Raw genomic sequence first — 24526 nt, 5'->3', positions numbered from 1 at the left:
GCTGCGCCAGATCCATGGAACGTCCCTGGGCGTGCCTACCCCACGCCAATACGATTGATGCTTATTGCTTTTTCTGGATATTCCGTTAGTGCCATATCAAAGTAGGTCGATGGCCCCGCGATTGCAATCTTTACTTCCCTTGTTATGTAAAGATGAAACACGGCCGAAAAAAATATCAGCACACGGCCTGCTTGTCATTAATCAAGCGTTCATATTCAAGCGCCGCCAACGGTACCCAATCCTGCCGGGCAGCACGTTTATTCGAGGTTTTTGGCGGGATCTCGGCGCAAATTAAAAAGCCTGCTTAGCATCAGCCGCGCAATCCACACGCACCGGTGCGCACCCATTGCCAGATAAGGAAAGCCGGAAGAAAAAATGCCCTGGCCCGGTGTTCACACCGGCCAGAGCATTGTGGGGATCGCCCGCGTAAGCCGGCGCCGGCCAGCTGCCTAGTCCGCGTTGCCCGCCGTCACGGGCTGCAGCAGTTCAGGGGCCACCTTGCTCCATCCCGAGCCGGGATCGAAAGTATCGATGGCGGCAGCGCGCGCGCCGGTGTCGCGTCCGAGGTCGCGCTCGTAGACCTGGCCGTCGTGACTGACCATGAAGCTCTTGATGCCGGTATCGCCATAGCGGGCCGGCCATGCCAGCACCGCAAACCCGCCGAACAGCTTACCGTTGACCAGATACGTGTACTTGCCGCCGGGCGCGGTCGGGCCCTGGCCGTTGAGCAGCTTGTAGCGATAGCCGTTATAGCCGTCCGATGCACTGCGATGGCTCGACACGGCATCGATGAACGCCGGCCCCAGCGGACTCTCCGGTTCGCCCGGGCGGGTGGGCCAGTAGAGCCCGTCCTTCTTGCCCGGCGAACTGACCAGCTTGCGCGCATAGACCGTCAGGCCATTGCCTTCATGGTTGCCCAGCGCGTAGTCGTGCTGGGCGTCGTAGATGGCCAGCATGGTCTGGATGGTAGACAGTTCGTTCCGGCCGATGCGCCGCAAGCGGATCTCGCCGATGCCCTGCTTCGCATCGAAATGCCAGCGGCCGTTGGCTGCCTTGACCAGCGGTATCGGCAGCGTCCAGCCGTTGTTGCCCACCACCACACGCGCAGTGCCGTCTTCGCCACCTTCGATGCGGTGCGACTGGCTCCAGGCCGACAGGAAGCGATAACGCTGCTCCGCGCCCACCGGCGGGATCATGCGGCGGGCCTCCGGGCCCAGCAGCGCCGTCATGGCCGCGTCATTGCTGGTGGCCACGGCGTCACCAAAAGCATTCATGGCGGCCTCGGGCGTATCGAACGGCTTCTGGGCCTGCGCAGCCGACATCAGCGCCGCGCCCAGCACCAGCGGCAGGACGGTACGCGCGATGCGCGACGGCAGGATTGCTTTCATTGCACGCATGCCTGACACCTCGTGGTTGTCATCGCCATTTCCCGCTACCGACGGCCGCCGCCGCCCCCACGGCCACCGCCGCCGCCAAATCCGCCGCCGCCCCGGCCGCCTCCGCCACCCTGGAAGCCACCGCCGCCGCCACGGCTTGCCCCGCCGCCCTGGAAGCCGCCGCCTCCGGCACTGCGCTGGGCCGCGCCCTGTCCGCCGCCGTAGCCACCGCCCGAGCTGGCACGTCCGCGATCGAAGTCGCGCTGCGATGATGCGCCGCTGCCGCCCACGCCCTGGAAAGCGCTGTCCCGGCCGCCGCCGCTGTAGCTGGTGCGATTCGCGCCGGCGCCGCCGCGATCTCCGGCGCCCCCGCGATCCGTGGACATCCTGTCGCCGGTACTGGCGCGGTCGCCGCCCACACCCTGGCCACGATCGCCGCCACGGTTACCGCCCCGGTCAGCCGAGCGGTCTCCAGCCCGGTCTCCAGCCCGATCCCCCGCACGATCCGCACTGCGGTCGCCGGCCCGATTGCCCGAGCGATCTCCTGCACGGTCTCCCGCGCGATCACCGCCCCGGTCTCCCTCGCGGCCCCGGAAATCGTTGCGCCGGTCCGCGCCCCCAACGTTGTTGCCGAATTTCTCGCGCGTGGCGTTGTCGCGATAGGCCACACCCTTGCGGTGGCTGGAGTCGTGCTTCCACTTGCCGCCTTCGACGCTGTTGCGGTTGAAGCTGCGGTCGATGTTGGTGGCACGGTTCACGTTGACGTTCACGTCGCCGCCGCCCCAGTTGCAGTTGCCGAAGATCGCGCCGGCGGCCGCCAGCCCCACGCCCCAGGCAAACCCGGTTGCCAGCGCGGCGCCCGGATAGTAGGCCGGATACGGCGGCCAGTAGTACGGCGGATAACTCGGATAGCCCCAACTGCCGTAGACCGTGGCCGGGTTGTACGCCGGCACGTAGATCACCTGCGGATTGGCGGGCTCGATGATGATCGTCTGCTGCGAGCCGCTGCTTTGCGTGGCCGGCTGGACCGTCACGTTCTGCTGCTCGTTCGACTTCAGGTTGCCGGACTGCTGGGCCTTGTTGCGCAGCCGCTGCACGGCCGCGAGCACGTCCTTTTCCTGGGCCAGGAAGGCATCGCCAAGCTTCTGCGTCCAGTCGAGCTTGTCGTTCATCGGCTCAAGCACCTGCGGAAACGCCACCAGCGACTTCACGCTGACGTCCCACGGCTGGTCCTGCACGGCCTTCACGGCATCATCGCCCTTGAGGCTCGAATTGGATTTCTGCCAGCGCGCGGCCTGCACGATTTCCAGCGGATAGGTCGACGCCATCAGCACCTGCGACAGCACCGAATCCGGATATAGCGCGATGGGCGCCACCAGTGCCTCGATCTCCTCGGGCTTGAAGGTCTGCTGCCCCGCTGTCGCCTGCGCGCCCTGCGCGGGCGGCTGGGCCGGCTGCTGCCCGGGCGCCTGCTGCGCCAGGGCGCTGCCCGTGGAGACCAACAGGCCGGCAAGCATCCAGTGGCCGATGCATCGCATGCGCCGAATTTGTCGCCCGCTGCCACGCCTCATGGCATCCCTCCGCAAAATGGTGCCGACGTCCCCTTCTCCGGCTGTCAGCACAACATATAGATGGCAGCCAGACACGCCGCAATGGAACCTTGGGCCAATAGGCCGCTTTCCGGGCCCGGTATCGCGTGGCCCATACGGCTTTGGTCCAATTCGCAAGCCGCCCCGCGCTGGCGTACGCTTTGCAGCATTGCCGATCGCCGCCGGGCCTATCCGGCCGACCCCATGGGCCGCATGACGCTTCCAGGATCCGGTTTCGTCCGTCGGCGCTGCCTGACCGCGCTGGTGCTCGCCGTGCCCGCCGTGCTGCTATGGGGCGGCGCGGGGGCGGCGCATGCGCAGCAATCTTCCGATCTCCAGGTGGTATTCGGCCCGGCAGTGCAGCGGCAGGCCAATGCGGTGCTGACCCTGATGAGCTTTTCGGTGGTGCCCGACCTGGCGTCGAGTTCCCTGTCGATCTCGAACGGGCAGACCGCCAATCCAGGCATCATCATGTCGCAGCTGGGCGGCGGCTTCACCCTCAGCAAGACCACGCCGATCTACATGGAAGGGTCGATTGCCTACAGCCGCTACGACCCTACGTTCGTGGCCTCGAACGGCACGGAGTCGCGCGAACTGCCCACGCGCTGGAACACGGTGGCCGGCACCGTCGGCATCGGCTGGGACTTCCCGCTGACCGAAAGCAAGGAACTGGTGTTCCGCCCGATCTTCAACGCCTCGCTGGGCAATGTGTCCAGCGACCTGCGGCTGGCGCAAGGCTTCGTCAACCGCAAGACCGACCGCACCATCAACTTCCTCGATGGCGGATCGCTCAATGCCTACGGGCTGGGTGGCTCGGTGATGATCGACTGGGAACACTACCGGCCCGAGCACGACATCGACGTCGAACTGCGCTATACCAATATCCACCTGAAGAGCTTCGGCGGCTCGTCCGATGCGGTGCAGGGCTCCGCCATCGCCCAGACCGCCAACCTGTACGCGCGCTGGCGCGCCCCCACCGGCTATTTCGCGATGGATCGGCCCGTGCGCTACGTGCTGGAACTGTCGCACTCCCACTACCTCGGCGCGCAGGCTGGGGCGCTGGGCTTCAACTACCTGACAACGCTCGGGATGGGCCTGGAACTGGACACCACGGCGCACGAGGTCTTCGTCACGCGCGTGCGGGCCGTGGTGCGCTACGTCTTCGGCAACAACGTGTCCGGGGTGTCGCTGGGCCTGGCGGCAAGCTTCTGAACGCTTGCCCCTCACCTCCCACGCACCGCCTGACCGGCTCGGAAACCTCCGAGTCAGTCATTCTTTGTGAGATTTTCGAAGTTTTCCGAAATATCTCGTCCCTCCCGATCTTCGATTGACCCACCGTAGCCGGATGGCTTACGTTGGCGCCCGTTGTTGAAGAAACACAGGCGCCGGGTCGGGCCATGTCGATGCCGAAAGCGCATCCGCCCGCCCATAGCCAGCCATCGCCCCCAGCGACCAGCAAGCCTCCGCGTCACACCTACTCCGCCCCCCTTCGACCGCCCGCGCGCCTGTCGCCTGACAGGCGCAATGGATGCCTGCATCCGCCCCGATTGTTGTCGTCAACGCTGGAGTTCAGTTGTGCAGCAGAAAATCCTATCGTCTTCGATCCGCGTGCTGGTGTCCGGCGCGGCAAGCACCGGCACCGTCCTTACGATCACGGCGCTTCCACAGATCGCCCACGCCCAGCCCGCCACGGTGCTCCCGGCGGTCACCGTGACCGGCAAGGGCATCGAGAACACCAACGAAGCGCTCACCGGCATCGCGCGGCTACCCGATACCGTGAAAGAGACGCCCAAGACCATCTTCGTCATCCCGCGCGACGTGCTGGAGCAGCAGCAGGTTACCTCGCTGGAACAGGCGCTGAAGAACGTGCCCGGCATCACGGTGTCCACCGGCGAAGGCAACGGCGGCCAGAACGGCGACCAGTTCCGCATTCGCGGCCTGTCGGCCAAGGGCGATGTCTATATCGACGGCCTGCGCGACTTTGGCGCCTACCGGCGCGACATCTTCAACACCGAAAGCGTCGAAGTCATCAAGGGCCCCGCCGGCGAGAGCTTCGGCGTGGGCAACCTGGGCGGCCTGATCAACCAGACCTCGAAAAAGGCCGGCAAGGGCACGCGCACCAGCATCGACCAGAACTTCGGCTCCGGCCCTACGTACCGCACCATGCTGGATGGCAATTACCAGCTCGGCGAGACCACGGCCGTGCGCGTCAACGCCATGTTCCAGGATGGCAGGACACCTGACCGCGATCACGTCGACGATGACCGCCGCGGCCTGTCCGTGGACTTCGGCACCGGCCTGGGCACGCCCACCGAGTGGCATCTGAACTACGCCTACCTGCACCGCAGCGGGCCGCCCGACTATGGTGTGCCGATGGCGCAGGGCGCCGACGGCGTGTACCGGCCGATCACCGAGTACGACGTACCGGGCCTGTCGCGGTCCACTTCCTATGTGCGCAACACTGACCGCGACACCAGTGATGCCCATGTGGTGACTTCGCTCTTCCAGACGAAGTTCGGCAATGGCATCACCCTGAACAACGACACGCGCTTCAGCTACTACGACCGCGACTTCTCGGGCACCAACCCCGCCGGGGTGAACCAGGCCACGCTGCAGAAGCTGCTGGCTGGCGGCAACGCGCGGCTGCGGTACGGTGCGCGCGGCGGCATGACCTACATGCAGCGCGGCTGGGGCCTGCAGAACGTGCTGACCGCGAAAGGCGAGTTCCATACCGGCACCATCCGCCACCGCGCCATGGCCGGGCTGGACGTCAACTACCAGCGCGATCATCGCGACATCGGCAGCTGGACCGGCCGCCTGAACAACCAGACCATCGTCGATCCGGTCTTCGACGCCAGCAAGAATGCCAGTGTCAAGTACGTGGCCACGCGCGACGCCAATTCCACCAACGTCGGCGTGTTCGTCAACGACCGCGTCTGGCTGACGGACCAGGTCTCGCTGCTCGGCAGCCTGCGCTGGGACTACTTCCGCAGCGAATACGAGACCAGCGCCTCGGCGGCGGGTGGTACGGCGGATTCGAAAAAACTCAGTCCGGCCATCAGCGCGATCTGGGAACCGACGAAGAACGCCATGTTCTACGCGATGTTCTCGCGCTCGTACCGGCCCGTGGGCACCGACATCGCACTGGCCGTGGGCGGCGTGCAGTCCGAGGTGCCCAAGGCCGGCGCCGCCAACGAGCCGGAGCGGTCCGACACCGTGGAAGTAGGGACCAAGCTGGACTTCCTCGACAAGCGCCTGGGTGTGACGGGGTCGCTGTTCCAGATCCGCAAGTCCAACGCCTACACGGTGGACCCGGTGACGGGGGCAGTCGCCAACGGCTTCTCCGACAGCGGCGAAGGCCGTCGCATACGCGGCGCGGAGCTTGGACTGACCGGCAGGATCACCACGAACTGGTCGGCCAACTTCGCCTATGCCTATCTGGATGGTGAGGTGACATCGGCCTCCCGGCCGGCGCTGGTCGGCAACGTGGCGCCCGGCGTGCCGCATCACAACCTGACGCTGTGGACGGCGTATGACATCCCGCACGCGCTCGTGCCACTGCCGGGCAAGCTGACACTGGGCGGCGGCGTGCAATATGCGTCGGGCTACTGGGCGAATTCGGACAACACGGGCCGCGTGCCCGATACCTTCTCGTTCGATGCCATGCTGGCCTACCAGCAGGGCAAGTTCCGCGCATCGCTCAACGGCTACAACCTGACCAACAGCCTGAACTACGCGTCGGCGTTCAACGCCACGCGGGCAGTTCCGGCCTCTGGCCGCACCGTCCTGCTCAATGTTGGCATGACGTTCTGATCCTGCCGACACCGGGCCGGCTCCTTCACCGTTCGCCGGGGGCCGGCCGCCCTCCCCGAGAAATCCCCACCATGCTGATCCGCATCCCCGATGTCCTGACCCCCGACGAAGTGCGCGCGCTAAGGCGACGTCTGGAGGCGTCATCCTGGGTCGATGGCCGCGTCACGGCCGGCGACCTGGCCGCGCAGTCCAAGGCCAACCTGCAGCTGCCGACGCACACCGCCGAAGCCCTGGAACTGGCCGATTTCGTCCTGCAGGCGCTTGGCCGCAGCGCGGCCTACCATTCGGCCGCACTGCCGCTGCGCGTGCTGCCCCCGATGTTCAACCGCTACGAAGCCGGCATGACGTTCGGCACGCACGTCGACAACGCCATCCGCACCATGCCCGGCACCGGCGGCCTGCGCATGCGCGCCGACGTGTCGACTACGCTGTTCCTGTCCGATCCCGACGAGTACGACGGCGGCGAACTGGTCATCGAAGACCTGTTCGGCACCCACGCCGTCAAGCTGCCGGCCGGACATATGGTGGTGTATCCTGCCTCGTCGCTGCATCGTGTCACGCCTGTCACGCGCGGCTGCCGCTGGGCCTCGTTCTTCTGGGCCCAGTCGATGGTCAAGGACGATGGCAAGCGCACGACGCTGCACGAACTCGACATGACGATTATCGGCATCCGCACGCGGCTCGGCGACGGCGATGACGCGGTGCTGTCATTGGTAAACCACTATCACAACCTGCTGCGGCGCTGGGCCGAGCTTTGACGATGATTCCTGCCGATACCGTTTCCGCGCGCGACTACGAACGCCGTTTTCACGAACGCGTGCATCCGTCCGTTGCCGCGTATATCGCCGGTTACGCGGCAGACGGCATCACCCAGCGCGACAACCAGGCGGCCTTCGAGCGCCTGCGCCTCATGCCGCGCGCCCTGGTCGACATGTCCCAGGCGTCGGCGCGCTCGGAACTGTTCGGCCAGGTGCTCGACTATCCGGTGCTGATCGCCCCCACCGCCTATCACAAGCTCGCGCATCCCGATGGCGAGCTGGCCACGGTCCATGCAGCATCGCTGACGCGCACCTGGATGACGGTCAGCACACAGGCCAGCGTCACGCTCGAAGACATCGCCCGCACCTCCACCACCACGTTGTGGTTCCAGCTTTACCTGCAGCCGCGCCGCGAAGACACCCTGACCCTGGTGCGCCGCGCCGAGCAGGCCGGCTACCGGGCCATCGTGCTCACCATCGATGCGGTGGTCAACGGCATCCGCAATGTCGAGCAGCGCGCGGGATTCCGCCTGCCCGACGGTATCAGCGCTGTCAACCTGGCCGAATTGCCGCCGCAGTCGGCCCACGACGCCAGCCACGGCAGCCCGGTATTCCGCAGCATGCTGCGCCATGCGCCAACCTGGCAGGACGTGGCATGGCTGTGCAGCCAGACGGCGCTGCCTGTCCTGGTCAAGGGATTGCTCAATCCGGCCGATGTCCGCCCCGCCCTCGATGCCGGCGTGGCGGGCATCATCGTCTCGAACCATGGCGGTCGTACGCTGGACACGGTGCCGGCCACCATCGACGCGCTGCCGGCCGTGGCGCAGGCCGTGAACGGTGCGGTGCCGATCCTGCTCGACGGTGGTATCCGGCGCGGCACCGATATCGCAAAGGCCCTCGCGCTGGGCGCCAGGGCGGTGCTCGTCGGCCAGCCGGTGCTGCATGCGCTGGCCGTGGGCGGCATGCCCGGCGTGGCCCACCTGCTGACGATGCTGCAGACCGAACTGGAAGTGGCGATGGCCCAGTTGGGCTGTCCACGCCTCGATGCGCTGGACAGCGCCGCCGTCCAGCAGCGATAGATCAGGTTGCCACCCATGCCCCAATCCAGACCGGCGGCGCCGCTGCGCCCGCGCAAGATGCCGCGCCAGGCACGTGCCGGCGAGACCGTGGCCGCCATTGTCGAGGCCGCCGCCCAGGTGCTGGAAGCCCACGGTGTCGAAGGTTTCAACACTAACGCGGTGGCCGAGCGGGCCGGTGTCAGCATCGGCTCGCTCTACCAGTACTTTCCCGGCAAGGACGCGCTGACCGTGGCGCTGATCCAGCGCGAAACGGAGCGCTTTCGCGCCGACATGGCCTTCGCGCTGACCCGGCGCGGGGGCAAGGCCGCGCTCGAATACCTGCTGGGCGCGTGTGTGCGCCAGCAACTGCAGCGGCCCATGCTGGCCAAGCTGCTCGACATCGAGGAAGCGCGCCCGGCCTTGCGGGACGAAGTGGGCTCGGCCGAACTGCAGGCCCTGTTCACCACCATCGTGGGCCGCGTGGTTGCCGATCCGGCCCAGGTCGAAATGGTGGCGGGGGACCTCTTCGCCATGATTCGCGGCATGGTCGATGCCGCCGGCGAGCGCGGCGAACGCGATATCGAGAGCCTGGAACACCGTCTGCAGGCGGCGGTTTTCGGCTATCTGGCCCGGGTCCGCAAACGCCGAATGTGAGCACGCCCTGAACTCGGGCCTGCGCCACCAGCCGGAAATCCATGGCTGGCGCGGGTTTTGCGGCCATCCGGCGCATGCCGCCGATGCGAGTTGTGGCTGCGGGCCGCTGCCAATAATCTGAAGTCCTCGGGCGAGCCGGGCAATGGTGCCCGCCGCCAGCATGAAAGACCGACGATGACTGATGTGACCCATACCATGAAGCTCAACCACCTGAGCTTTCCCTCCGCCAACGCCGCGGCCACGGCCCGCTTCTTCGAGCAGTACCTTGGATTCACGATCGCCGGGACGTGGGACAAATCCTTCATCCTCAAGCGCGCCGGCTTCGACGTGGTGATCGACCACGCGAGCGATGACGTGCCCGCATGGCCCGGCAATTTCCACGTGGGATTCGAACTGCCGACGCTCGACGCGGTGCGTGAACTGTACGCGCGCTTCCAGAACGATGCCGTGAAGCTCGAGACTGGCGTCTTCAACAACGGGCGGGGTTCACGCTTCTTCTGCCGCGCACCGGGCGGCGTGATGTTCGAACTCAATACGCGCTCGGACGCCGCCCCCGAGTACCAGGGGACGTTCGACGACTGACCCGCGCGCGCCGTCCCGGCTTCAGTTTCCGGCCGATGCTGCCGTTATACCTACCGGGCACATGTCACCCGCGCATCCGCGCCGACCCCATGCGGAAATGTGCGCCTGATCTAGCTGAACGGAGCCAGTCGTGAGTATTGACAGCATCATGTCGAAACAGGTGGCCACCGTGGTCTTCGATGACACGTTGGCAACGGTGAAGGACATCTTTGACGCCGCGAGCTTCCACCATCTGCTGGTGGTGGAAGACGGCAGGCTGCATGGCGTGGTGTCCGATCGCGACCTGCTGCGGGCCATGAGCCCGTTCATCGGCAGCAACGTGGAATCGGCCAGGGATCTCAATACCCTGAACCGGCGCGTCCATCAGATCATGTCCCGCCAGCCGATTACCCTGCGCCCGGAAGCCGCCATCGCCGATGCGATCGACCTGTTCCTGACGCACCAGGTGTCCTGCATTCCCGTCGTGGATGCGCAGTTCCGGCCGGTCGGCATCGTGAGCTGGCGCGATATCCTGCGCGCGCTGCGCCCAGAGACACCGCAGCCCGCAGACGGCGCGGAAGCCACCGGCGCGGCCTGATCCGGGTGAAAGCGCGCCTGTCGACTAGGCGGCCGCGTACAACGGCAGGGTCACCGTCACCGTGGTCTCTCCATGGCCCGAGGCAGCGGCAATGGTGCCGCCGTGCAGTTCCACGATCGAGCGGCAGATGGCTAGCCCGATCCCCATGCCATCGTCCTTCGTGCTGAAGAACGGTTCGAAGATCCGGGCCAGTTGTCCCGATTCGATGCCACGCCCGTTGTCGATGACTTCGATCACGGCCATGCCGGCCGCGCCTTGCCGCGTGCGCAGCGTCACCCGGGCACTGCCCGGCGGGCCATCGCGCCTGGCTTCCACCGCATTGAGCAGCAGATTGAGCATGACCTGCTGGATCTGCACGCGGTCGCCATGTACCGGCGGCAGGGTCGTATCCAGATCGAGCCGCAGATCGACGCAGGCGACACTGATCCGGCAATCGGCCAGTGGCAGCACCTCGCGCAGCGCGTCGTCCAGCCGGAACGGCTGGGGCGGCAACGGCTCGCGGCGCATCAACGCGCGCAGGCTGCGGATCACGCGCTCGGCACGCTCGGATTGTTCCTGGATGCGGCGGATCCCTTCGCTGACTTCCGCGGCCATGGGCGCGTCACGCTTCATCCAGCGTTCGATGGTGCCGGCTTCGATGCGGATGGCGGTCAGCGGCTGGCGGATTTCGTGGGCGATGGACGCTGCCAGCGTGCCCAGCGTGGCCACGCGCGACAGATGGACCATCTGCTCCTGCAGGCACTGGATGATGGCCGTGTCGCTGCGGCATGCGCCAGCGTCCGCCCCGGCACCGCTGAGGTTTTCCTGAATACGCCGTTCGATGGCCTGAGCCACGTCACGCACCATGCGGATGGCGTCCAGCTGGAATGCCGCCTCCAGGGGCGGGTCGCTCTGCGGTGTCACGGCGGCATCTCCATTTGGCAACAATCAAGCACCGCCGGCGGCCGGGGCAGAAGCTCGTGGCTCCTGCTGGCGCGCCATGCGGCCGTCAGACGCAATCTACGGCATGCATCGGAAATTGACTTGTCGGTTTGTGCCGCGCCTGGAACGTCTGTGCGCCGAACTGCCGCGCTATATGTGCCTGAAATGCCACTGAGGCGACACCGATGCCGCGGGGCCCGCCCAGCGGCCCCAGCTGTCGTCAGCCCAGGCAGCGGCGACGCCAGATACCGGGTGCCATGCCCATGTGCCGCGTAAAGACGCGCGTGAAATGGCTCTGGTCGGAAAAGCCACAGGCCACGGCCACCTCGGCCAGTGGCACGGCGGCGTCCCGCAGCAGCGCGCAGGCGCGTTCCAGCCGCTGGGACTGCAGCCACTGATAAGGCGTCTGTCCGGTGGTATCGCGAAAGGCGCGCGTGAAATGGCTGCGTGACAGCTGGCAGGCGTCGGCCACGTCGGCAATCGACAGGTCGCCGTCGAGCTTGGCGGCCAATAGTTCCTTGGCCCGGGCCATGCTGCGCGGCGACAGCAGGCGGTTGACCCTGCGCGATGCCACCGGCTCCTCGCCATACTGGCTCACCAGATGCACGCCGATGGTCAGGCTCAACTGGTCGACGAACAGCCGGCAGGCATGTTCGGGGTGGCTCAGCGCAGGCACCATCGCCTGGGCCAGGTGCGCCAGCACGGGGTCGGGCTGACCGGCGGTCTCGCGCAGGGCGCGTTGACGCACCCGGCCCATCTCGCTGCTGGTGCGCTCGATGAAGCTGCGCGGCAGCTCCATCAGGATGAAATCGAAACGGGTCTGGTAATCGGCCTTGTAGTCCTCGGACAGGCTGCGGACGTAGATGTCGCCCGCCGCAAAATCGTGCGTGCGCGCGTGGCGCCCGGCAATGATGCGGCGGCGGTGGCCAGCCTCCAGGGCAATGCCCGCGACAAAGCCGCGCTCGGCCGCCGGCATGGCGATCTGGCCCGACTGCAGGCGCGAGCTCTTGCGATAGAACTGGATGTCGCCGCCGGCCAGGGCCTGGTCGGCGCCCAGCTTGTCTGCGGAGCAGCCGAACGTATCGACCAGACCTGGCTTGACCATCGGGGCGGATGTGGTTTGGGTTGTCGACATGGCGAAAGTCCGCGATGAATCACGATGATGCCGCCTGATTCTTACCAGATCCTTGCAGAAGCAGGCCGGCGCAGCATAGCACGCAGGCCGCGGCCGCCGCATGGCGCCGCCGCCGGCTATCGCACAATTCCGGGGTCCGCGCCTGGCGGCAAGATCTTCGGCATCCCGGGCGGTCCTGGTTGGAGTAGGCTTCATCCTTGACCCATTTCACAGCCCGCTCTGCCCGTGCTTTCATGAAGCCCTTTGTGCGCGTGGAAGACCGCCACGCCTTCGACACCATCATCGACGCGCGCTCGCCGGCCGAATTCGAGATCGACCATATGCCGGGCGCGATCAACTGCCCCGTGCTCGACAACGAGGAGCGGCGCATCGTCGGTACGCTGTACAAGCAGGCAGGCGCCTTCGAGGCCCGCCGGCTGGGCGGCGCCATGGTGGCCGCCAACCTGGCCCGACACCTGCGCGGCCAGTTTGCCGACCGCCCGGCTGACTGGCGGCCGCTGGTCTACTGCTGGCGCGGCGGGATGCGCAGCGGTGCGATGACCACCTGGATGCGCATGGTCGGCTGGGACGCCCAGCAGCTGGCGGGCGGCTACAAGTCGTGGCGGCGGCATGTCCTCACCACCCTGGAAACCCTGGCGCTGCAACTGCCGCTGGTGGTGATCTGTGGCGCCACGGGCAGCGGCAAGACCCGCGTATTGCAGGCCTTGGCGGCCCACGGCGAACAGGTGGTCGATATCGAAGGGCTGGCGCGGCACAAGGGATCGCTGCTGGGCGCGCTGCCGGGCGTGCCGCAGCCCTCGCAGACCCGTTTCGAGACGACACTCGCCGACGCCATCGAGCACATCGACCTGTCCCGTCCGCTGTTTGTGGAAGGCGAAGGCGCGCGCATCGGCCAGCTCAACCTGCCAGTACCGCTGGTGGCACGCATGCGCGACAGCCCGTGCCTGGAAATCGACGTGCCGATGCCTGCCCGGCTGGCCTTCCTGCTGCGTGACTACGCCTACCTGGGCGACCGTCCGGAATGGCTGGCCGCGCAGATCGGGCGGCTCAAGGCGCTGCACGGCAAGACCACCGTCGACGCCTGGCAGGGCATGGCGCTCGCCCGCAACCTGCCGGAACTGTTCGCCGGACTGGCCGCCCGGCACTACGACCCGTCGTACGCGCGCTCGCAGCGCAGGCACTTTCATCGCTGGAACGATCGCATGACGATCGCGGCGGACACCCTGTCGGCCGACGGCATCGACGCGCTGGCGGCCAGCATTGCCGAACGGGTCAACGCGCGCTGGCCGGGGTAGATACCGCCTGCATCACACCGCGCCACGGCCCGCGCCCGGAACGAAAGATGCGAGTCCTCGCCCATACGGATCAACCGGAAGGCTGTAATGGATCGCATGCGGTATAGCGACGAGGACCTGGAGGCGCAACGGCAACAGGCCCTCCTCGAACGAGAGATATTCCCGGTGGACCACCGGATACAACGCCTGCGCAGCGAGATTCGCGCACGGCTGAGGCATTTGCGAAATCTGAAGCAGAAAGGGTATCCGGTGGCGCATGCCGAGCGGCTGCTTGGACTGATGTGCCGGACGCTGGCCGTGGACCGGGCCTATCGGCGCGCAATGTTGAAGGCGATCCGGGGCCGCATCCGATAGTTCACGACCGCCTGCGGCCACGCTGCCGTCCCTTGTAAGCCCTACAACAGACCGGCAAATATGGGGGCCTGCGCCACACCGGCCGACGGCCCGTCTTCCCCCTGGCCGGCTCTGCGAATCGCGTGCCATGGGCGCTGGCAGCCCCACAGGTGCTTTGGCAGGAAACTTGCGGAGCGCCGTGCATGTGAATGCACCTTCCCGCCGCCATGGTCCCCGACGACACGCTCGGATCGCTGATCGCCCGCTTTGACACGCCAGACGGCATGCCGCCGCCCGGCCACGGCCAGACGCTCGCCCGCTGGCGAGTCTTCTCGGACGTTGCCGCGACGCACGGCGCCGTCGCCATCAAGCTCTTCGAGGCGCATGCCGATGCGCTGGCCATTCTGCTGGAGGTCGCGCAGGCCCGCCCCCCACGCGATACGCGCTGGGCCGTGTGGGCCGCCGAGCCGCCCGATGCCCGCGTGCAGGCGCGTGCCGCCATGGACACCGACATCCGCCCGCTGGCGGCGCGCACCGGGCTGGCAGGCGGCACGCCGCTGCGGCTCGATGGCCGCAAGGCTTGGTGCTCGGGCGCGCAAGCCGTGTCGCATGCACTGGTCACCTGCCACGACGGCAATGGCGGCGCGCTGATGGCGGCCATCGACCTGCACGGCCCCGGCGTGCGAATCACCGACGAGGGCTGGCATGCCGTGGGCATGCGCGACACAGGCAGCGGCGACGTCATGCTGGATAACTGCCCCGCGCTGCAAATCGGCCCGGCAGGCGCCTATCTGGACCGCCCTGGTTTCTGGCATGGCGGCGCGGGCATCGCCGCCTGCTGGTACGGCGCCGTACTGCCGTTCGAACACGCCGTGCGGCACACGGTATGCCGCCATGGCGACCCCCATGCTGCCGCCCACCTGGGCGCCATCGACAGCGACCTGCGGGCATCAGCGGCATTGCTGCGTGAAACGGCGGCCTGGATCGACGCGCATCCCAAAGACGACGCGTACGTGCCGGCCATGCGATTGCGCGCCACGGTCGAGGCCACCGTCCAGCGTGTGATGCAGCGCGCCGGCAACGTGCTGGGCGCAGGCCCGCTCTGTCGCGACGCGCGGCTGGCCGCCCTGTTCGCGGACCTGCCCGTACTCCTGCGGCAAAGCCACGCGGAGCGCGATCTGGCGTCGCTGGGGGACAGGCTGAGCCAGGGCAATCGCGGCGGCAAAGCCGGCGACGCCGGCAGCGCCAACGATGTCGGCGAGCAGGGCTACCGGCTATGACACCACCGGACGCCACCACCGACTTCAGCGCCATCTTCGAGCAGGACGACCCCTGGGGCTTCGCTTCGCTCTGGTACGAGGCGCGCAAGCGCGATCTGCTGATGGCTACCCTGCCGGAGCCGCGCTATGCCCGGGCGCTGGAAGCCGGCTGTGCCACGGGCCTGCTGACAGAGAGGCTGGCCGCACGCTGCGACGCGCTGCTTGCCATCGACATGATGCCGCGCGCCATCGAGCGTACCCGTGCGCGCGTGGCGGGCCTCCCGCAGGTCGAGACGCGCGTGGCAAGCCTGCCCGACGCGTGGCCAGGCGGCTGCTTCGACCTGATCGTGCTGAGCGAGCTTGGCTATTATTTCGATCGCGAGCCGTGGCTGCGGACCGTGGCAGACGCCGCCGGGGCGCTCACGCCTGCCGGCACCATCGTGGCCTGCCATTGGCTGCACCCGTTCTCCGAGCGGCGCCAATCCACCCGCCACGTGCACGCCGCGATTGCGCGCCGGCCGGGCCTGCATCGGCATGTGCGGCATGTCGAGCCGGACTTCCTGCTCGAAGTCTGGTCGCGCAACCCGGAACCGCTGCGCAGCCGGGAGCCCATGCGATGATCGGCGTCGTGGTGCCCGTCCACAACGAGGAAGCCAGTCTGGAGGCGTGCCTGCTTGCGCTGCGCGCCGCGGCGCTGCACCCCGGCCTGCAGGGCGAACCGGTGATGCTGGTCGTGGTACTCGACGACTGCAGCGACCGTTCGCCTGACATCGCCCGCCGCCATGCGCCCGCCCAGGTTACCTGCCTGACCATCGCCGCGCGCAACGTGGGCGTCGCCCGCCACGCCGGCGCAGAACTGCTGCTGGGGCTGGGCGCACGCTGGCTGGCCTTCACCGATGCAGACAGCCGCGTGGCACCGGACTGGCTGGTGGCGCAACTGGCGCTCGCCGCCGATGCCGTGTGCGGGCTGGTCACCGTCGACGACTGGAGCGAGCATCCTCCGCACGTCTCAGTGCGGTTTGCCGCACGGTATCAGCGTACCGACGATCATCGCCATGTTCACGGCGCCAATCTTGGCGTCTGCTCGCGGGCCTACCGCCGTGCGGGCGGATTTCCGCCCCATGCCAGCAGCGAGGATGTGGCGCTGGTGCAGCGCCTGATCGCGCTGAATGCGCAGATTGCCTGGAGCGCGCTGCCGCGCGTGGTGACCAGCGCCCGCAGCAAGGGCCGCGCGCCGGGCGGATTCGCCGATCACCTGACGATGCTGGCAAACCGCTGCAACGACCCCACACCTAGCGCGTGACGTCGCGAAATGCGGCCTGCCAGTCGGCAACAAAGCGCTCGATGCCAAAACGCTCGCGCGCCGTCCGGGCGGCCGCCTGGCCCCAGCGCGCCGCCATGCCTGGGTCTTCCAGCAATGCGCGCATGACTTCGACAAGGCCTTCGACGCGCGTATCGACATGGCCGTTGACGCCGTTGCGGATCACCGTCACCAGTTCGGTGGTGGCCAGGCCGACCACGGGCATGCCGATGGTCATGGCTTCCACTACCGCGAGTCCCAGGCTCGTATAGCGGATCGGGTGAAAGAAGAAGCGGTAGCGCGCCATGAAGGCGGCAAGCTCGTTGTTGGGCACCTCGCCGATGCCGCCGGCCGCCTGCGCGTCCATCCCCACCAGGTCCACCGGCACGCGCCGGCTGACGTGCGCGAACACATCCGCACCGAGCCGCCGGCCACGCCTGGCCAGGTGATTGACCACGCTGATGCCGCGCGCCCGATGGCCGGTGTAGCGAACCGCCGGATCGACCACCACGCCATGGTCGATCACACGCGTCGGCGTGATGCCGCTGTCCCACATCAGCGCATTGAACGGCGTGACGTGCACCAGCAACATCTTCGGGTCCTGCACCGGGTGCCGCGTGTTGGTGGGATGCTCCTGCGGCGGGTCGTGCTCAAGATAGATGGCCGGCAGCCCGCGCTGGGCGTCGGTCAGCAGGACTTCCCTGTCGCGGGCGTAGTGGTCCCGGTGCTGGTAAAGCACGCAGTCGAACGCCGTGCGCGGCACCTCGTCATAGGGCACTTCGCGCACGTTCCCGCCCCATGGCAGCTGCCCGCCCACGCCAGCGTAGCCGGGCGGATAGCCGGGCCGCGTTACCAGCAGGAAGTCGTGCGGCACCTGCGACAGGTAGTACAGGTAGTTGCCGTGGACGTGCCAGGTCAGGATGCGCAGTCGCCTAGACATATACGGTCTCCCGATCCGCGAGGCGCCGTGCCGCGGCGGCCACGCTGTCGACGTCGATGTGCATCGCACATTCATGGCCATACGGGCACGCCTGCCAGGCGCAGGGGCGGCAAGGCGGATAGTCGGCCAGCACGTGGTGCAGCGTGCGGTCGAGCGGCGCCCATCGCTCGCTGTCGCTGCCGCACGACACCACCACGCTGGGCGTGTCCATGGCCGCGGCAATATGCGACGCCCCGGTGTCATTGCAGACCAGCAACCTGGCGTGGGCGATCAACGCGGCCATCGCGCCCAGCGAGGTCTGGCCGCACAGGTTCACCACCGGCACCGCGGTCAGCGTACAAAGCCGGTCGGCCAGGTCCCTCTCGTCCGGCGCGCCCGTTACCACGATCCGCCATGGATTGCCCAGACGTTGCGCCACCTCGGCAAAGCGCTCCACCGGCCAGCGCCGCGACAGCATGCGCGCACCGGGATGGACGCAGACATAGCTGCCCGGCTCCAGCCCATGGGCATCGGCCAGCTTCCGCCAGTCACGCAGGTCGTCCGGGTGGAGGGGAAAGGAAAGATGGGTGTCCGCGTGCGGATAGCCCAGCGCGTGCATCAGGGCAAGCAGTCGCTCGATCTCGTTGCCGTCAGGCCAGGCAATCCAGAACTCGCCCGGTGCGGTGGGCTGTGCGCCGTCGGACCCGTCGCAGAATCCGGCCACGCGCTGTGCGCCCAGCTGGCGGACCAGCGGATTCGTGATCGCCCCGCTTCCATGAAGCTGAATGGCGAGATCGAATCGCCGTGTCCGCGCATCGGCGAGGAAGCGGTCCAGCGCCTGCGCATCGGCGCCCTGCTCCGGCATGCCTGGCGCGCCGGGAAAGGCCATGAAGTCGTCGATCAGCCCACAGTAGCGCGCGGCGAAATCGCGTGCCCACGGCAAGCCGACAAGGGTGATGTGCGCGTCCGGCTCGGCCGCGCGCAATGCCTTGAGCGCGGGCACGGCGCAGAGCATGTCGCCTAGTTGCAGCGCGCGAAAAACGGCGACCTTGCGCGTATTGGCCGGCATCACAGGAAGCCCGTGCGGAATGCCAGCGCCCCGCGCAGGCGCCAATAGAGCGACAGCGGCGGGATGACGATCGACGTCGCTACCATCTCGCAGACATGGCGCGGCCGCCACGACGCACCGCGCAGCCGGCGCGCACAGAAGGCCGCCGTCAGCAACGCCCATCCGGCTGCCGCGACCGCCGCCACCTGCGCGGCGCCGGCAAGCGCGCCGACCAGCGCCACACCGGCACACGCCACGATCGCGTAGTAGTGCCAGGGCGGCACCCGCCGGATACGCTGGCGATAGAGCAGCGGATGCTTCTTGTACAGCAAGGCATCGAAGAAGACCTTGGCCTGTGCCCGCGCGCTCGCGCCCCATTCGGCGGGGCGCACGGGATGCTCGACCACCGCATCGGTCGCGCGGCCCACCGGGCCGACCTGCCCTTCGAGACGGAACTGCAGGTCGGAGTCCTCCCGCCATGCGCGCGTGAAGCGTTCGTCAAAGCCACCGACCCGCTCGAACGCCGCGCGTCGCACGAAGCAGTTGGCGGTAACGAATTCCGCGCTGGCAAGCCCGGCCGTATCGCGCTCGTGGTCGGTCGGCCGTGCCGGCGTGGGCACCACGACCCGGCCCGCCGCCGCGCACCATCCGGGCGCGCCGGCCAGGGCCAGATAGCCGTTGCAGACCCAGTCGGGCGACGGGATCGTGTCGTCGTCGGTGAAGGCCAGGATCTCGCCCCGTGCAAGACGCGCGCCCGCATTGCGGGCACCGGCCGGCCCCTGCGTGGCCGGCACCGCCGTGTAACGGAACGCCACGGCGCGATACCGGGCCGCCAGCGTCGCGACCAATGCCGCGATGGCCGGCTCGCAACCGTCATCGGCCACGATGATCTCAAACGCGCGCGCGTCCATCCGCTGATGGCACAGCGCCAGCAGACAGCGTTTGAGCAGCGCCGCACGCCGGTAGGTAGCGATGACGACCGAGACCAGCGGTTCAGACGCTTGCATCGGCGGCCTCCTTGTGGCCGGCCTTCACCGCCGGCGCGGCGGCTGGCTTCTCCAGCAGGAACGAACCGATCACCAGCGCGTCCAGCGGAGACGTCCAGAAGCACTCCACGGCATCGCGCGGCGTGCAGACAATCGGCTCGCCGCGCGTGTTGAACGACGTGTTGACCAGCACGGGCACGCCGGTCAGCCGCTCGAAGGCCGCCAGCACATCGTAGTAGATGGCATTCTGGTCGCGACGGATCGTCTGCACCCGCGCCGTACCGTCCACGTGCGTCACCGCCGGGATGCGCTTAGCCTGCTGGGGAATCACGTCATAGACGAACAGCATGAACGGGGCGGCGCCGTCGCCAGGCTTCTTCGCGCGGAACCATTCGTCCAGGCGCTCCTGCATGACCACCGGCGCCACCGGCCGGAAGTCCTCCCGGTCCTTGATTTCGTTAAGTCGCTGCTGCATGCCTGGATCGATCGGCGATGCCAGGATCGACCGGGCCCCCAACGCGCGCGGGCCAAATTCCATGCGGCCCTGAAACCATCCGATGATGCGGTTCTGCGCCAGCAGCTCTGCCGCGCGTGCGGCCACGTCATCGAGCCGGCGATAGGGCAGCTTGGCCCAGTCCAGGAACGCCGCGATCTCGTCGTCGCCGAACGCGGGCCCCAGGTAGGCGTGTTCCATCTTCCAGTGCCGCGCCGGCCGGCCGCGTTCGGTGAAATCCACCCACAAGGCCGCGCCCAGCGCCGTGCCGGCGTCGCCGGCGGCCGGCTGCACCCACACCGCGTCGAACGGTGCCTGGTCGCGTACCCGCGCGTTCATCACGCAGTTGAGCGCGACACCGCCGGCCATCGCCAGATTCGCTTCGCCGGTGGTCTCGGCGAGCCAGGCCGCCATGCCGACCACGGTCTCTTCGAGCACCTGCTGCAGCGAGCGCGCAATATCGAAGTGCCGGGCATCGAAGGTATCGCCGCGCAGGCGCGCCGGACCCAGCACCGTTTCGAGATCGACATCGGCCACGTGGTAGCCGCCCTCGCCATCGCTGGTCACCATCCTGCGGAACACATCGAGATGGGTTGGCTTGCCGAATGACGCGAGCGCCATGACCTTGTACTCGTCCGACGAATGCAGGAAGCCCAGATGACGCGTCACCTTCTCGTACAGCAGTCCCAGCGAATCGGGCAGGTCGATCTGCTTGATCCGCCGGTACTCGCGCCCGTCGAACATGCCGTAGCTCGTGGTGGCCGATTCGCCGCGGCCATCCATCGTCAGCACGGCGCATCGCTCGAACGGCGCCGCCAGGAACGCGCTGGCTTCGTGCGCCATGTGGTGCTCGACGAAATGCCACCGGAACGGCCCATCGTGGCTGACCTCGCGAAAGCGGGCCGACAGATGATGCGGGGCGCCCGATGCCAGTTGCCGCGGCGCGTTGACCACGTACGACAGGAACAGCGGATCCCAGGGCGATGTGCGGGCATCGGGCTGCCGGTCGCGCGAGGGCTCCAGCGGCAGCACCACCGATTCCTCGCCGTGCAGCGCGCCAAGCAGCAGCGCCGGGTCATAGGAATACGCCACGTGATCCACGTCCGCCAGCGTGATATCGGCCTGGCGCAGGCAGTATTCGATCGCGTGCCACGGCAGCTCCCACGCGCTGAAAGGCACCGGCCGCTTGCCGTGCTTGATATGCGTGAAGCGTTCGTCTTCCGCGGCCGCCACCACCACCCCGTCATGCACGAGACAGGCGGCGGAGTCGTGATAGGCAGCGTTAATGCCGAGCGTGTACATGGACATCCTCCTTGGCGATGGCTTGCACGGGCATTTCCTGCCCGGGCGAAACGGGCGGCGGCATTGGCACCCGCCTGGCATGGCAAGCCCACGGCATCGTCGTTCGTGCGCCGGCCTCGCCGTCGAGGAGCGCCATCGATGCCTCCACCACCTGCAGCACCGACACTTCGCGCAAGCAGCGATGATGGCCTTGCGGGCATGCGCTCTTGTAGCAATAGCGGCACGGCACGTCCTGGAACAGCACACGGTGCGGCACCATCCATGGCGTGTGCTGCGGGTTGGTCAGCGCGTACAGATCCACGACCGGCGTGCCGAGCGCGGCCGCCATATGCACCGGGCCGCTGTTGTTCGAAACCAGCAGATCGCTCGCCGACAGCAGCGCACCCATTTCGCCGATGGACAGCCGGTCGGCCATCGGCACCACCGCCGGGTGACCCGCCCGCCTGCAGACTTCCTCCACCAGGCTGCGTTCGCCGCCATTGCCTGTTACGAGTACCAGCGCCCCGACGCCGATGGCCAGTTCCCGCGCCACATTGGCGAAGCGTTTCGCAGGCCAGCGCCGCGATGCGGCCGTGGCGCCGGGATGCACCACCACGCGCACGGCGGCGCGATGCTTGCCAGCCAGGTCCGTCAGCAGCCCGCCTGCCATCGCTCGGTCAGCGTCGGTCAGCAAAAACCGCAGGCGCGGATCGCCAGTGACCGCGCCCACCTGCGCCACAAGATCCAGCTGGCGCTGCGCTTCGTGCCTTGGCGGCGCCTCGGTCCTCGTGTCGGGCTCGGTGTCTGGCACCCAGTCGGTCAGCAACGCATAAGGGTTCTCGCGGCAATGGGCCAGCCGCAGCGGAATGCCCGCCATGCCGCAGAGCATGGCCGCCGGCAGCGCGCTCTGGCTGTATACGGTGAAGATCGCCGCCGCGTCGAAAGACTGCGCCGCGAGCTGTGCGACACCCTCGCCGATGGCGGCAGCCATGCCGTCGCCATCGTGCGCATGCCGGACCCACGGCGCATCCCACGCGATCACGTCGTCGATCATCGGCAGGTGCGGCGCCAGCATGGCCGATGCGCGCGATGTCAGTAGCGTCAGGCTGCGCCCGGGAACGCTTTCGGCAAGCGCCTGCATCGCCGGCGTGGTCATCAGCACGTCGCCCATGTTGTCCAGCCGGACGCAGAGCACGCGCCGGGCTTGCTGCCATGTCAGCATGGCCGCTCCGTCATCATCGGAGGCGATGGCGAAACCGGCAGACCCGCCGCAATGACCTGGGCAGCGCGATCGAGCGTCGGGACGATAAAGTCCGGCGTACGCAGCGCACCGCCAATCCACTCGGTTTCGTTGCCGCAATCGACAAGCACCGTGCCGCACCCGGCGCGGCGCCCGGCTTCCACATCGTCGAGGATGTCGCCCACCATCCATGACTTTCCCGGATCGCAGCCCAGCGCCGTGCAGGCCTGCCGCAGCAGTCCGGGCGCCGGCTTGCGGCACAGGCAATGCACCGCATAGGGCCTCACCTGGCCAGCCGGGTGATGCGGGCAATAGAAGAAGCCCGATAGCCTGGCGCCATGCAGGGCAAACAGATCGCTCAGGTGCTCACGGACGGCATCGAGCGCCTCCGCGTCGAACCGGCCCAGCGCAACGCCCGGTTGATTGCTGACCACCGCAAGCGGCAACCCCAGCCGCGAGAGCCGGCGCAGCGCATCGCCGACGGTATCGGCCAGGCGGATCTTTGCGGGGTCCACGTTGTAGGGCACGTTCTCGAGCAGCGTGCCGTCCTTGTCCAGCAGCACTGCGCCGCCACGGTCGACTATGGCCATGAGGTCTCCTTCATCGGCAGCACCATGACCTCCGGGATCACGGTTTCTTCCGGCTGCGTCAGCACGAAGCGGACGGCGCGCGCCACGTTTGCGGGGTCTTGCAGGTTCGAGGTGTCGATATCGGGAAACCTGTCGAGCAGGAAGGGGGTGCGCATGCCGCCTGCCACCACGGCGGACACCTTGATCCGATGCGCGCGCAGTTCGGCGTGCAGCGCGTGCGACAGGCCCAGCAGCCCCCACTTCGTCGCATGGTACGCCGACGCGTTCGGCCAGGCGCGCTTGGACGCCGTGGAGGCGATGTTGACGATATGCCCGCCGCCCTGGGCCTTCATCAGGGGCACCGCGGCATGCGTCAGCAGGTAGGGACCGTACAGGTTGACCATCAGCACGCGCCGCCACTGTTCGGTATCCACTTCCTCGACGGGCAACGTGATGTCGATGGCCGCGTTGTTGATCAGCCCGTCGAGCCGCCCCCCGCCATCCGCAATGCTGGCGAACAGCCGCTGTACCGCCGCCGGATCCGAGACGTCGGCACAGCGCACCGTGGCCTCGGCACCGGCTTCACGCAGCGAGGCCGCGCAACGCTCGCCAAGCGCCTCGTTGACATCGGCAACGATCACATGCGCGCCGGCTTGCGCGAGCATTCGGCAAATCTCGGCACCGAGTCCGCCCCCTCCGCCAGTCACCAGATACCGTTTGCCTTCCAGCAGTGGATGCCTGTCTTGCTCGAAGTCTCGCATGTTGCCCTCCCCCTCGCGTCGTCAATGAATGGAGCCGTCGCAGCGAATTGCATGCCACCCCGTAGTCGGCGGCTGTCATCCCTGCGTGTTGCCGTGCAGCCGTTCGCGCACCACGGCGCGAAGCAGGCTGGCAATGCAGCGCGAAAATGCCTCGTCATACCATCCGTTCGCGCCGCTGGCGGCCACGACGATGCCGTCCAGCACGATGGCGCCTGCCAGCACCGTATCGCCCGTGCAGAGCAGGTGTGGCGCGAGATCCATCAGTTGGCCGCTATCGATGGCCGTGCGCCACGTGATGCGCGCCTTCTCGCGTGCGTAATGGGCATAGTCCGCATCCCAGCGGTCGCGCGACGGCAGCGAGTGCTCGTGCAGGATCGCCTGCTCGAACGCGCACGAACCGTACGGCTTGCCCGGATCCATGATGACAATGTGCAGGCAGTGGCTCTCGCCAACGCCCTTGTCGTCGAGACTGGCCTCGAGCATGGGCAGCGCGAGCGCGATGGCGCGGCGCGCGGCGTCTGCATCGGCCAGCGGCCGGCGGCCGGCTTCGGTTTGAGCTGACATGGCATTCCCCGACAG

Annotated in this window: 24 protein-coding genes; 12 read left to right on the top strand and 12 right to left on the bottom strand. The window is 67.7% G+C overall.

Annotated elements, in window-relative coordinates; genetic code table 11:
• Positions 1–449: 449 nt before the first annotated feature.
• Positions 450–1388, bottom strand: a complete 939-nt coding sequence (locus BLQ58_RS14720) for a DUF2950 domain-containing protein (RefSeq protein ID WP_254775951.1) — start codon at positions 1386–1388, stop codon at positions 450–452.
• Positions 1389–1432: 44 nt separating this feature from the next.
• Positions 1433–2914 carry a DUF3300 domain-containing protein gene (locus BLQ58_RS14715; protein WP_092599164.1) on the bottom strand — a complete coding sequence of 494 codons (1482 nt, stop codon included), beginning with the start codon at positions 2912–2914 and terminating at the stop codon, positions 1433–1435.
• Positions 2915–3178: 264 nt separating this feature from the next.
• Here BLQ58_RS14715 and BLQ58_RS14710 point away from each other — a divergent pair, with 264 nt between their 5' ends.
• From BLQ58_RS14710 to BLQ58_RS14680, 7 genes are all read left to right on the top strand, one after another.
• On the top strand, positions 3179–4177 hold the full coding sequence (locus BLQ58_RS14710; protein WP_254775950.1) for a hypothetical protein: 999 nt from the start codon (positions 3179–3181) through the stop codon (positions 4175–4177).
• Between the two features lie 363 nt (positions 4178–4540).
• Positions 4541–6778, top strand: a complete 2238-nt coding sequence (locus BLQ58_RS14705; protein ID WP_254775949.1) for a TonB-dependent receptor — start codon at positions 4541–4543, stop codon at positions 6776–6778.
• Positions 6779–6849: 71 nt separating this feature from the next.
• The gene (locus tag BLQ58_RS14700; protein ID WP_092599155.1) at positions 6850–7536 is read left to right on the top strand and encodes a Fe2+-dependent dioxygenase; all 687 of its coding nucleotides are present in this window, start codon (positions 6850–6852) and stop codon (positions 7534–7536) included.
• Positions 7537–7538: 2 nt separating this feature from the next.
• Entirely contained in the window at positions 7539–8615 is a 1077-nt protein-coding gene (locus BLQ58_RS14695) for an alpha-hydroxy acid oxidase (protein ID WP_092599152.1), read from the top strand.
• A 15-nt stretch (positions 8616–8630) separates the two neighbouring features.
• Complete coding sequence (locus tag BLQ58_RS14690; protein WP_092599149.1) at positions 8631–9248, top strand: TetR/AcrR family transcriptional regulator; 618 nt, start codon at positions 8631–8633, stop codon at positions 9246–9248.
• 174 nt (positions 9249–9422) lie between these two features.
• On the top strand, positions 9423–9830 hold the full coding sequence (locus tag BLQ58_RS14685) for a VOC family protein (protein ID WP_175459916.1): 408 nt from the start codon (positions 9423–9425) through the stop codon (positions 9828–9830).
• A 130-nt stretch (positions 9831–9960) separates the two neighbouring features.
• Positions 9961–10407, top strand: a complete 447-nt coding sequence (locus BLQ58_RS14680) for a CBS domain-containing protein (RefSeq protein WP_092599146.1) — start codon at positions 9961–9963, stop codon at positions 10405–10407.
• Positions 10408–10431: 24 nt separating this feature from the next.
• Here BLQ58_RS14680 and BLQ58_RS14675 read toward each other — a convergent pair whose 3' ends face one another.
• Both BLQ58_RS14675 and BLQ58_RS14670 read right to left on the bottom strand, forming a co-directional pair.
• On the bottom strand, positions 10432–11310 hold the full coding sequence (locus BLQ58_RS14675; protein WP_092599143.1) for a sensor histidine kinase: 879 nt from the start codon (positions 11308–11310) through the stop codon (positions 10432–10434).
• A 238-nt stretch (positions 11311–11548) separates the two neighbouring features.
• The gene (locus tag BLQ58_RS14670; RefSeq protein ID WP_092599140.1) at positions 11549–12463 is read right to left on the bottom strand and encodes a helix-turn-helix domain-containing protein; all 915 of its coding nucleotides are present in this window, start codon (positions 12461–12463) and stop codon (positions 11549–11551) included.
• A 233-nt stretch (positions 12464–12696) separates the two neighbouring features.
• Here BLQ58_RS14670 and mnmH point away from each other — a divergent pair, with 233 nt between their 5' ends.
• From mnmH to BLQ58_RS14645, 5 genes are all read left to right on the top strand, one after another.
• Positions 12697–13758: a tRNA 2-selenouridine(34) synthase MnmH gene (mnmH, locus tag BLQ58_RS14665; protein WP_092599137.1), complete on the top strand. Its 1062-nt coding sequence runs from the start codon at positions 12697–12699 to the stop codon at positions 13756–13758.
• Between the two features lie 87 nt (positions 13759–13845).
• Positions 13846–14112: a hypothetical protein gene (locus BLQ58_RS14660; RefSeq protein WP_092599134.1), complete on the top strand. Its 267-nt coding sequence runs from the start codon at positions 13846–13848 to the stop codon at positions 14110–14112.
• 188 nt (positions 14113–14300) lie between these two features.
• Positions 14301–15371 (top strand): acyl-CoA dehydrogenase family protein, encoded by a 1071-nt coding sequence (locus BLQ58_RS14655; RefSeq protein ID WP_175459915.1) that lies wholly within the window; start codon positions 14301–14303, stop codon positions 15369–15371.
• Entirely contained in the window at positions 15368–15970 is a 603-nt protein-coding gene (locus BLQ58_RS14650) for a class I SAM-dependent methyltransferase (protein ID WP_092599131.1), read from the top strand. The genes BLQ58_RS14655 and BLQ58_RS14650 overlap by 4 nt, the downstream gene beginning before the upstream one ends.
• On the top strand, positions 15967–16653 hold the full coding sequence (locus BLQ58_RS14645) for a glycosyltransferase family 2 protein (RefSeq protein WP_092599128.1): 687 nt from the start codon (positions 15967–15969) through the stop codon (positions 16651–16653). The genes BLQ58_RS14650 and BLQ58_RS14645 overlap by 4 nt, the downstream gene beginning before the upstream one ends.
• On the opposite strand, the gene BLQ58_RS14640 is transcribed toward BLQ58_RS14645, so the two are convergent.
• The 8 genes from BLQ58_RS14640 to BLQ58_RS14605 all read right to left on the bottom strand — a co-directional run bounded on the left by BLQ58_RS14640 (position 16643) and on the right by BLQ58_RS14605 (position 24511).
• A complete protein-coding gene (locus tag BLQ58_RS14640) occupies positions 16643–17590 on the bottom strand; it encodes a glycosyltransferase (protein ID WP_092599125.1) in 948 nt (315 codons plus the stop codon). The two genes, BLQ58_RS14645 and BLQ58_RS14640, sit on opposite strands and share 11 nt — an antisense overlap.
• Positions 17583–18638, bottom strand: a complete 1056-nt coding sequence (locus BLQ58_RS14635; RefSeq protein WP_092599122.1) for a glycosyltransferase family 9 protein — start codon at positions 18636–18638, stop codon at positions 17583–17585. The genes BLQ58_RS14640 and BLQ58_RS14635 overlap by 8 nt, the downstream gene beginning before the upstream one ends.
• Positions 18638–19624: a glycosyltransferase family 2 protein gene (locus tag BLQ58_RS14630; protein WP_092599119.1), complete on the bottom strand. Its 987-nt coding sequence runs from the start codon at positions 19622–19624 to the stop codon at positions 18638–18640. The genes BLQ58_RS14635 and BLQ58_RS14630 overlap by 1 nt, the downstream gene beginning before the upstream one ends.
• On the bottom strand, positions 19611–21398 hold the full coding sequence (locus BLQ58_RS14625) for a carbamoyltransferase family protein (RefSeq protein WP_092599116.1): 1788 nt from the start codon (positions 21396–21398) through the stop codon (positions 19611–19613). Before BLQ58_RS14625 ends, BLQ58_RS14630 begins: the two co-directional genes overlap by 14 nt.
• Positions 21379–22599 carry a glycosyltransferase family 9 protein gene (locus BLQ58_RS14620; protein WP_092599113.1) on the bottom strand — a complete coding sequence of 407 codons (1221 nt, stop codon included), beginning with the start codon at positions 22597–22599 and terminating at the stop codon, positions 21379–21381. The genes BLQ58_RS14625 and BLQ58_RS14620 overlap by 20 nt, the downstream gene beginning before the upstream one ends.
• A complete protein-coding gene (locus tag BLQ58_RS14615) occupies positions 22593–23207 on the bottom strand; it encodes a D-glycero-alpha-D-manno-heptose-1,7-bisphosphate 7-phosphatase (protein ID WP_092599110.1) in 615 nt (204 codons plus the stop codon). Before BLQ58_RS14615 ends, BLQ58_RS14620 begins: the two co-directional genes overlap by 7 nt.
• A complete protein-coding gene (locus tag BLQ58_RS14610) occupies positions 23198–23947 on the bottom strand; it encodes an SDR family oxidoreductase (protein WP_092599107.1) in 750 nt (249 codons plus the stop codon). Before BLQ58_RS14610 ends, BLQ58_RS14615 begins: the two co-directional genes overlap by 10 nt.
• Positions 23948–24022: 75 nt before the next feature.
• Positions 24023–24511, bottom strand: coding sequence for a hypothetical protein (locus tag BLQ58_RS14605; RefSeq protein ID WP_092599104.1), 489 nt, complete (start codon positions 24509–24511; stop codon positions 24023–24025).
• Positions 24512–24526: the final 15 nt, after the last annotated feature.

It is taken from the genome of Ralstonia sp. 25mfcol4.1 (assembly GCF_900104095.1).
GTDB lineage: Bacteria > Pseudomonadota > Gammaproteobacteria > Burkholderiales > Burkholderiaceae > Cupriavidus.
This window is presented reverse-complemented; position numbering and strand designations above follow the sequence as displayed.

Excerpts from the sequence above, each read along its gene's own strand:
- BLQ58_RS14720 (WP_254775951.1), bottom strand. The coding sequence starts at position 1,388 with ATGAAAGCAATCCTGCCGTCGCGCATCGCGCGTACCGTCCTGCCGCTG.
- BLQ58_RS14715 (WP_092599164.1), bottom strand. The coding sequence starts at position 2,914 with ATGCGATGCATCGGCCACTGGATGCTTGCCGGCCTGTTGGTCTCCACG.
- BLQ58_RS14710 (WP_254775950.1), top strand. The coding sequence starts at position 3,179 with ATGACGCTTCCAGGATCCGGTTTCGTCCGTCGGCGCTGCCTGACCGCG.
- BLQ58_RS14700 (WP_092599155.1), top strand. The coding sequence starts at position 6,850 with ATGCTGATCCGCATCCCCGATGTCCTGACCCCCGACGAAGTGCGCGCG.
- BLQ58_RS14695 (WP_092599152.1), top strand. The coding sequence starts at position 7,539 with ATGATTCCTGCCGATACCGTTTCCGCGCGCGACTACGAACGCCGTTTT.
- BLQ58_RS14690 (WP_092599149.1), top strand. The coding sequence starts at position 8,631 with ATGCCCCAATCCAGACCGGCGGCGCCGCTGCGCCCGCGCAAGATGCCG.
- BLQ58_RS14685 (WP_175459916.1), top strand. The coding sequence starts at position 9,423 with ATGACTGATGTGACCCATACCATGAAGCTCAACCACCTGAGCTTTCCC.
- BLQ58_RS14670 (WP_092599140.1), bottom strand. The coding sequence starts at position 12,463 with ATGTCGACAACCCAAACCACATCCGCCCCGATGGTCAAGCCAGGTCTG.
- mnmH (WP_092599137.1), top strand. The coding sequence starts at position 12,697 with ATGAAGCCCTTTGTGCGCGTGGAAGACCGCCACGCCTTCGACACCATC.
- BLQ58_RS14660 (WP_092599134.1), top strand. The coding sequence starts at position 13,846 with ATGGATCGCATGCGGTATAGCGACGAGGACCTGGAGGCGCAACGGCAA.
- BLQ58_RS14655 (WP_175459915.1), top strand. The coding sequence starts at position 14,301 with ATGCACCTTCCCGCCGCCATGGTCCCCGACGACACGCTCGGATCGCTG.
- BLQ58_RS14650 (WP_092599131.1), top strand. The coding sequence starts at position 15,368 with ATGACACCACCGGACGCCACCACCGACTTCAGCGCCATCTTCGAGCAG.
- BLQ58_RS14645 (WP_092599128.1), top strand. The coding sequence starts at position 15,967 with ATGATCGGCGTCGTGGTGCCCGTCCACAACGAGGAAGCCAGTCTGGAG.
- BLQ58_RS14640 (WP_092599125.1), bottom strand. The coding sequence starts at position 17,590 with ATGTCTAGGCGACTGCGCATCCTGACCTGGCACGTCCACGGCAACTAC.
- BLQ58_RS14635 (WP_092599122.1), bottom strand. The coding sequence starts at position 18,638 with ATGCCGGCCAATACGCGCAAGGTCGCCGTTTTTCGCGCGCTGCAACTA.
- BLQ58_RS14630 (WP_092599119.1), bottom strand. The coding sequence starts at position 19,624 with ATGCAAGCGTCTGAACCGCTGGTCTCGGTCGTCATCGCTACCTACCGG.
- BLQ58_RS14625 (WP_092599116.1), bottom strand. The coding sequence starts at position 21,398 with ATGTACACGCTCGGCATTAACGCTGCCTATCACGACTCCGCCGCCTGT.
- BLQ58_RS14620 (WP_092599113.1), bottom strand. The coding sequence starts at position 22,599 with ATGCTGACATGGCAGCAAGCCCGGCGCGTGCTCTGCGTCCGGCTGGAC.
- BLQ58_RS14615 (WP_092599110.1), bottom strand. The coding sequence starts at position 23,207 with ATGGCCATAGTCGACCGTGGCGGCGCAGTGCTGCTGGACAAGGACGGC.
- BLQ58_RS14610 (WP_092599107.1), bottom strand. The coding sequence starts at position 23,947 with ATGCGAGACTTCGAGCAAGACAGGCATCCACTGCTGGAAGGCAAACGG.
- BLQ58_RS14605 (WP_092599104.1), bottom strand. The coding sequence starts at position 24,511 with ATGTCAGCTCAAACCGAAGCCGGCCGCCGGCCGCTGGCCGATGCAGAC.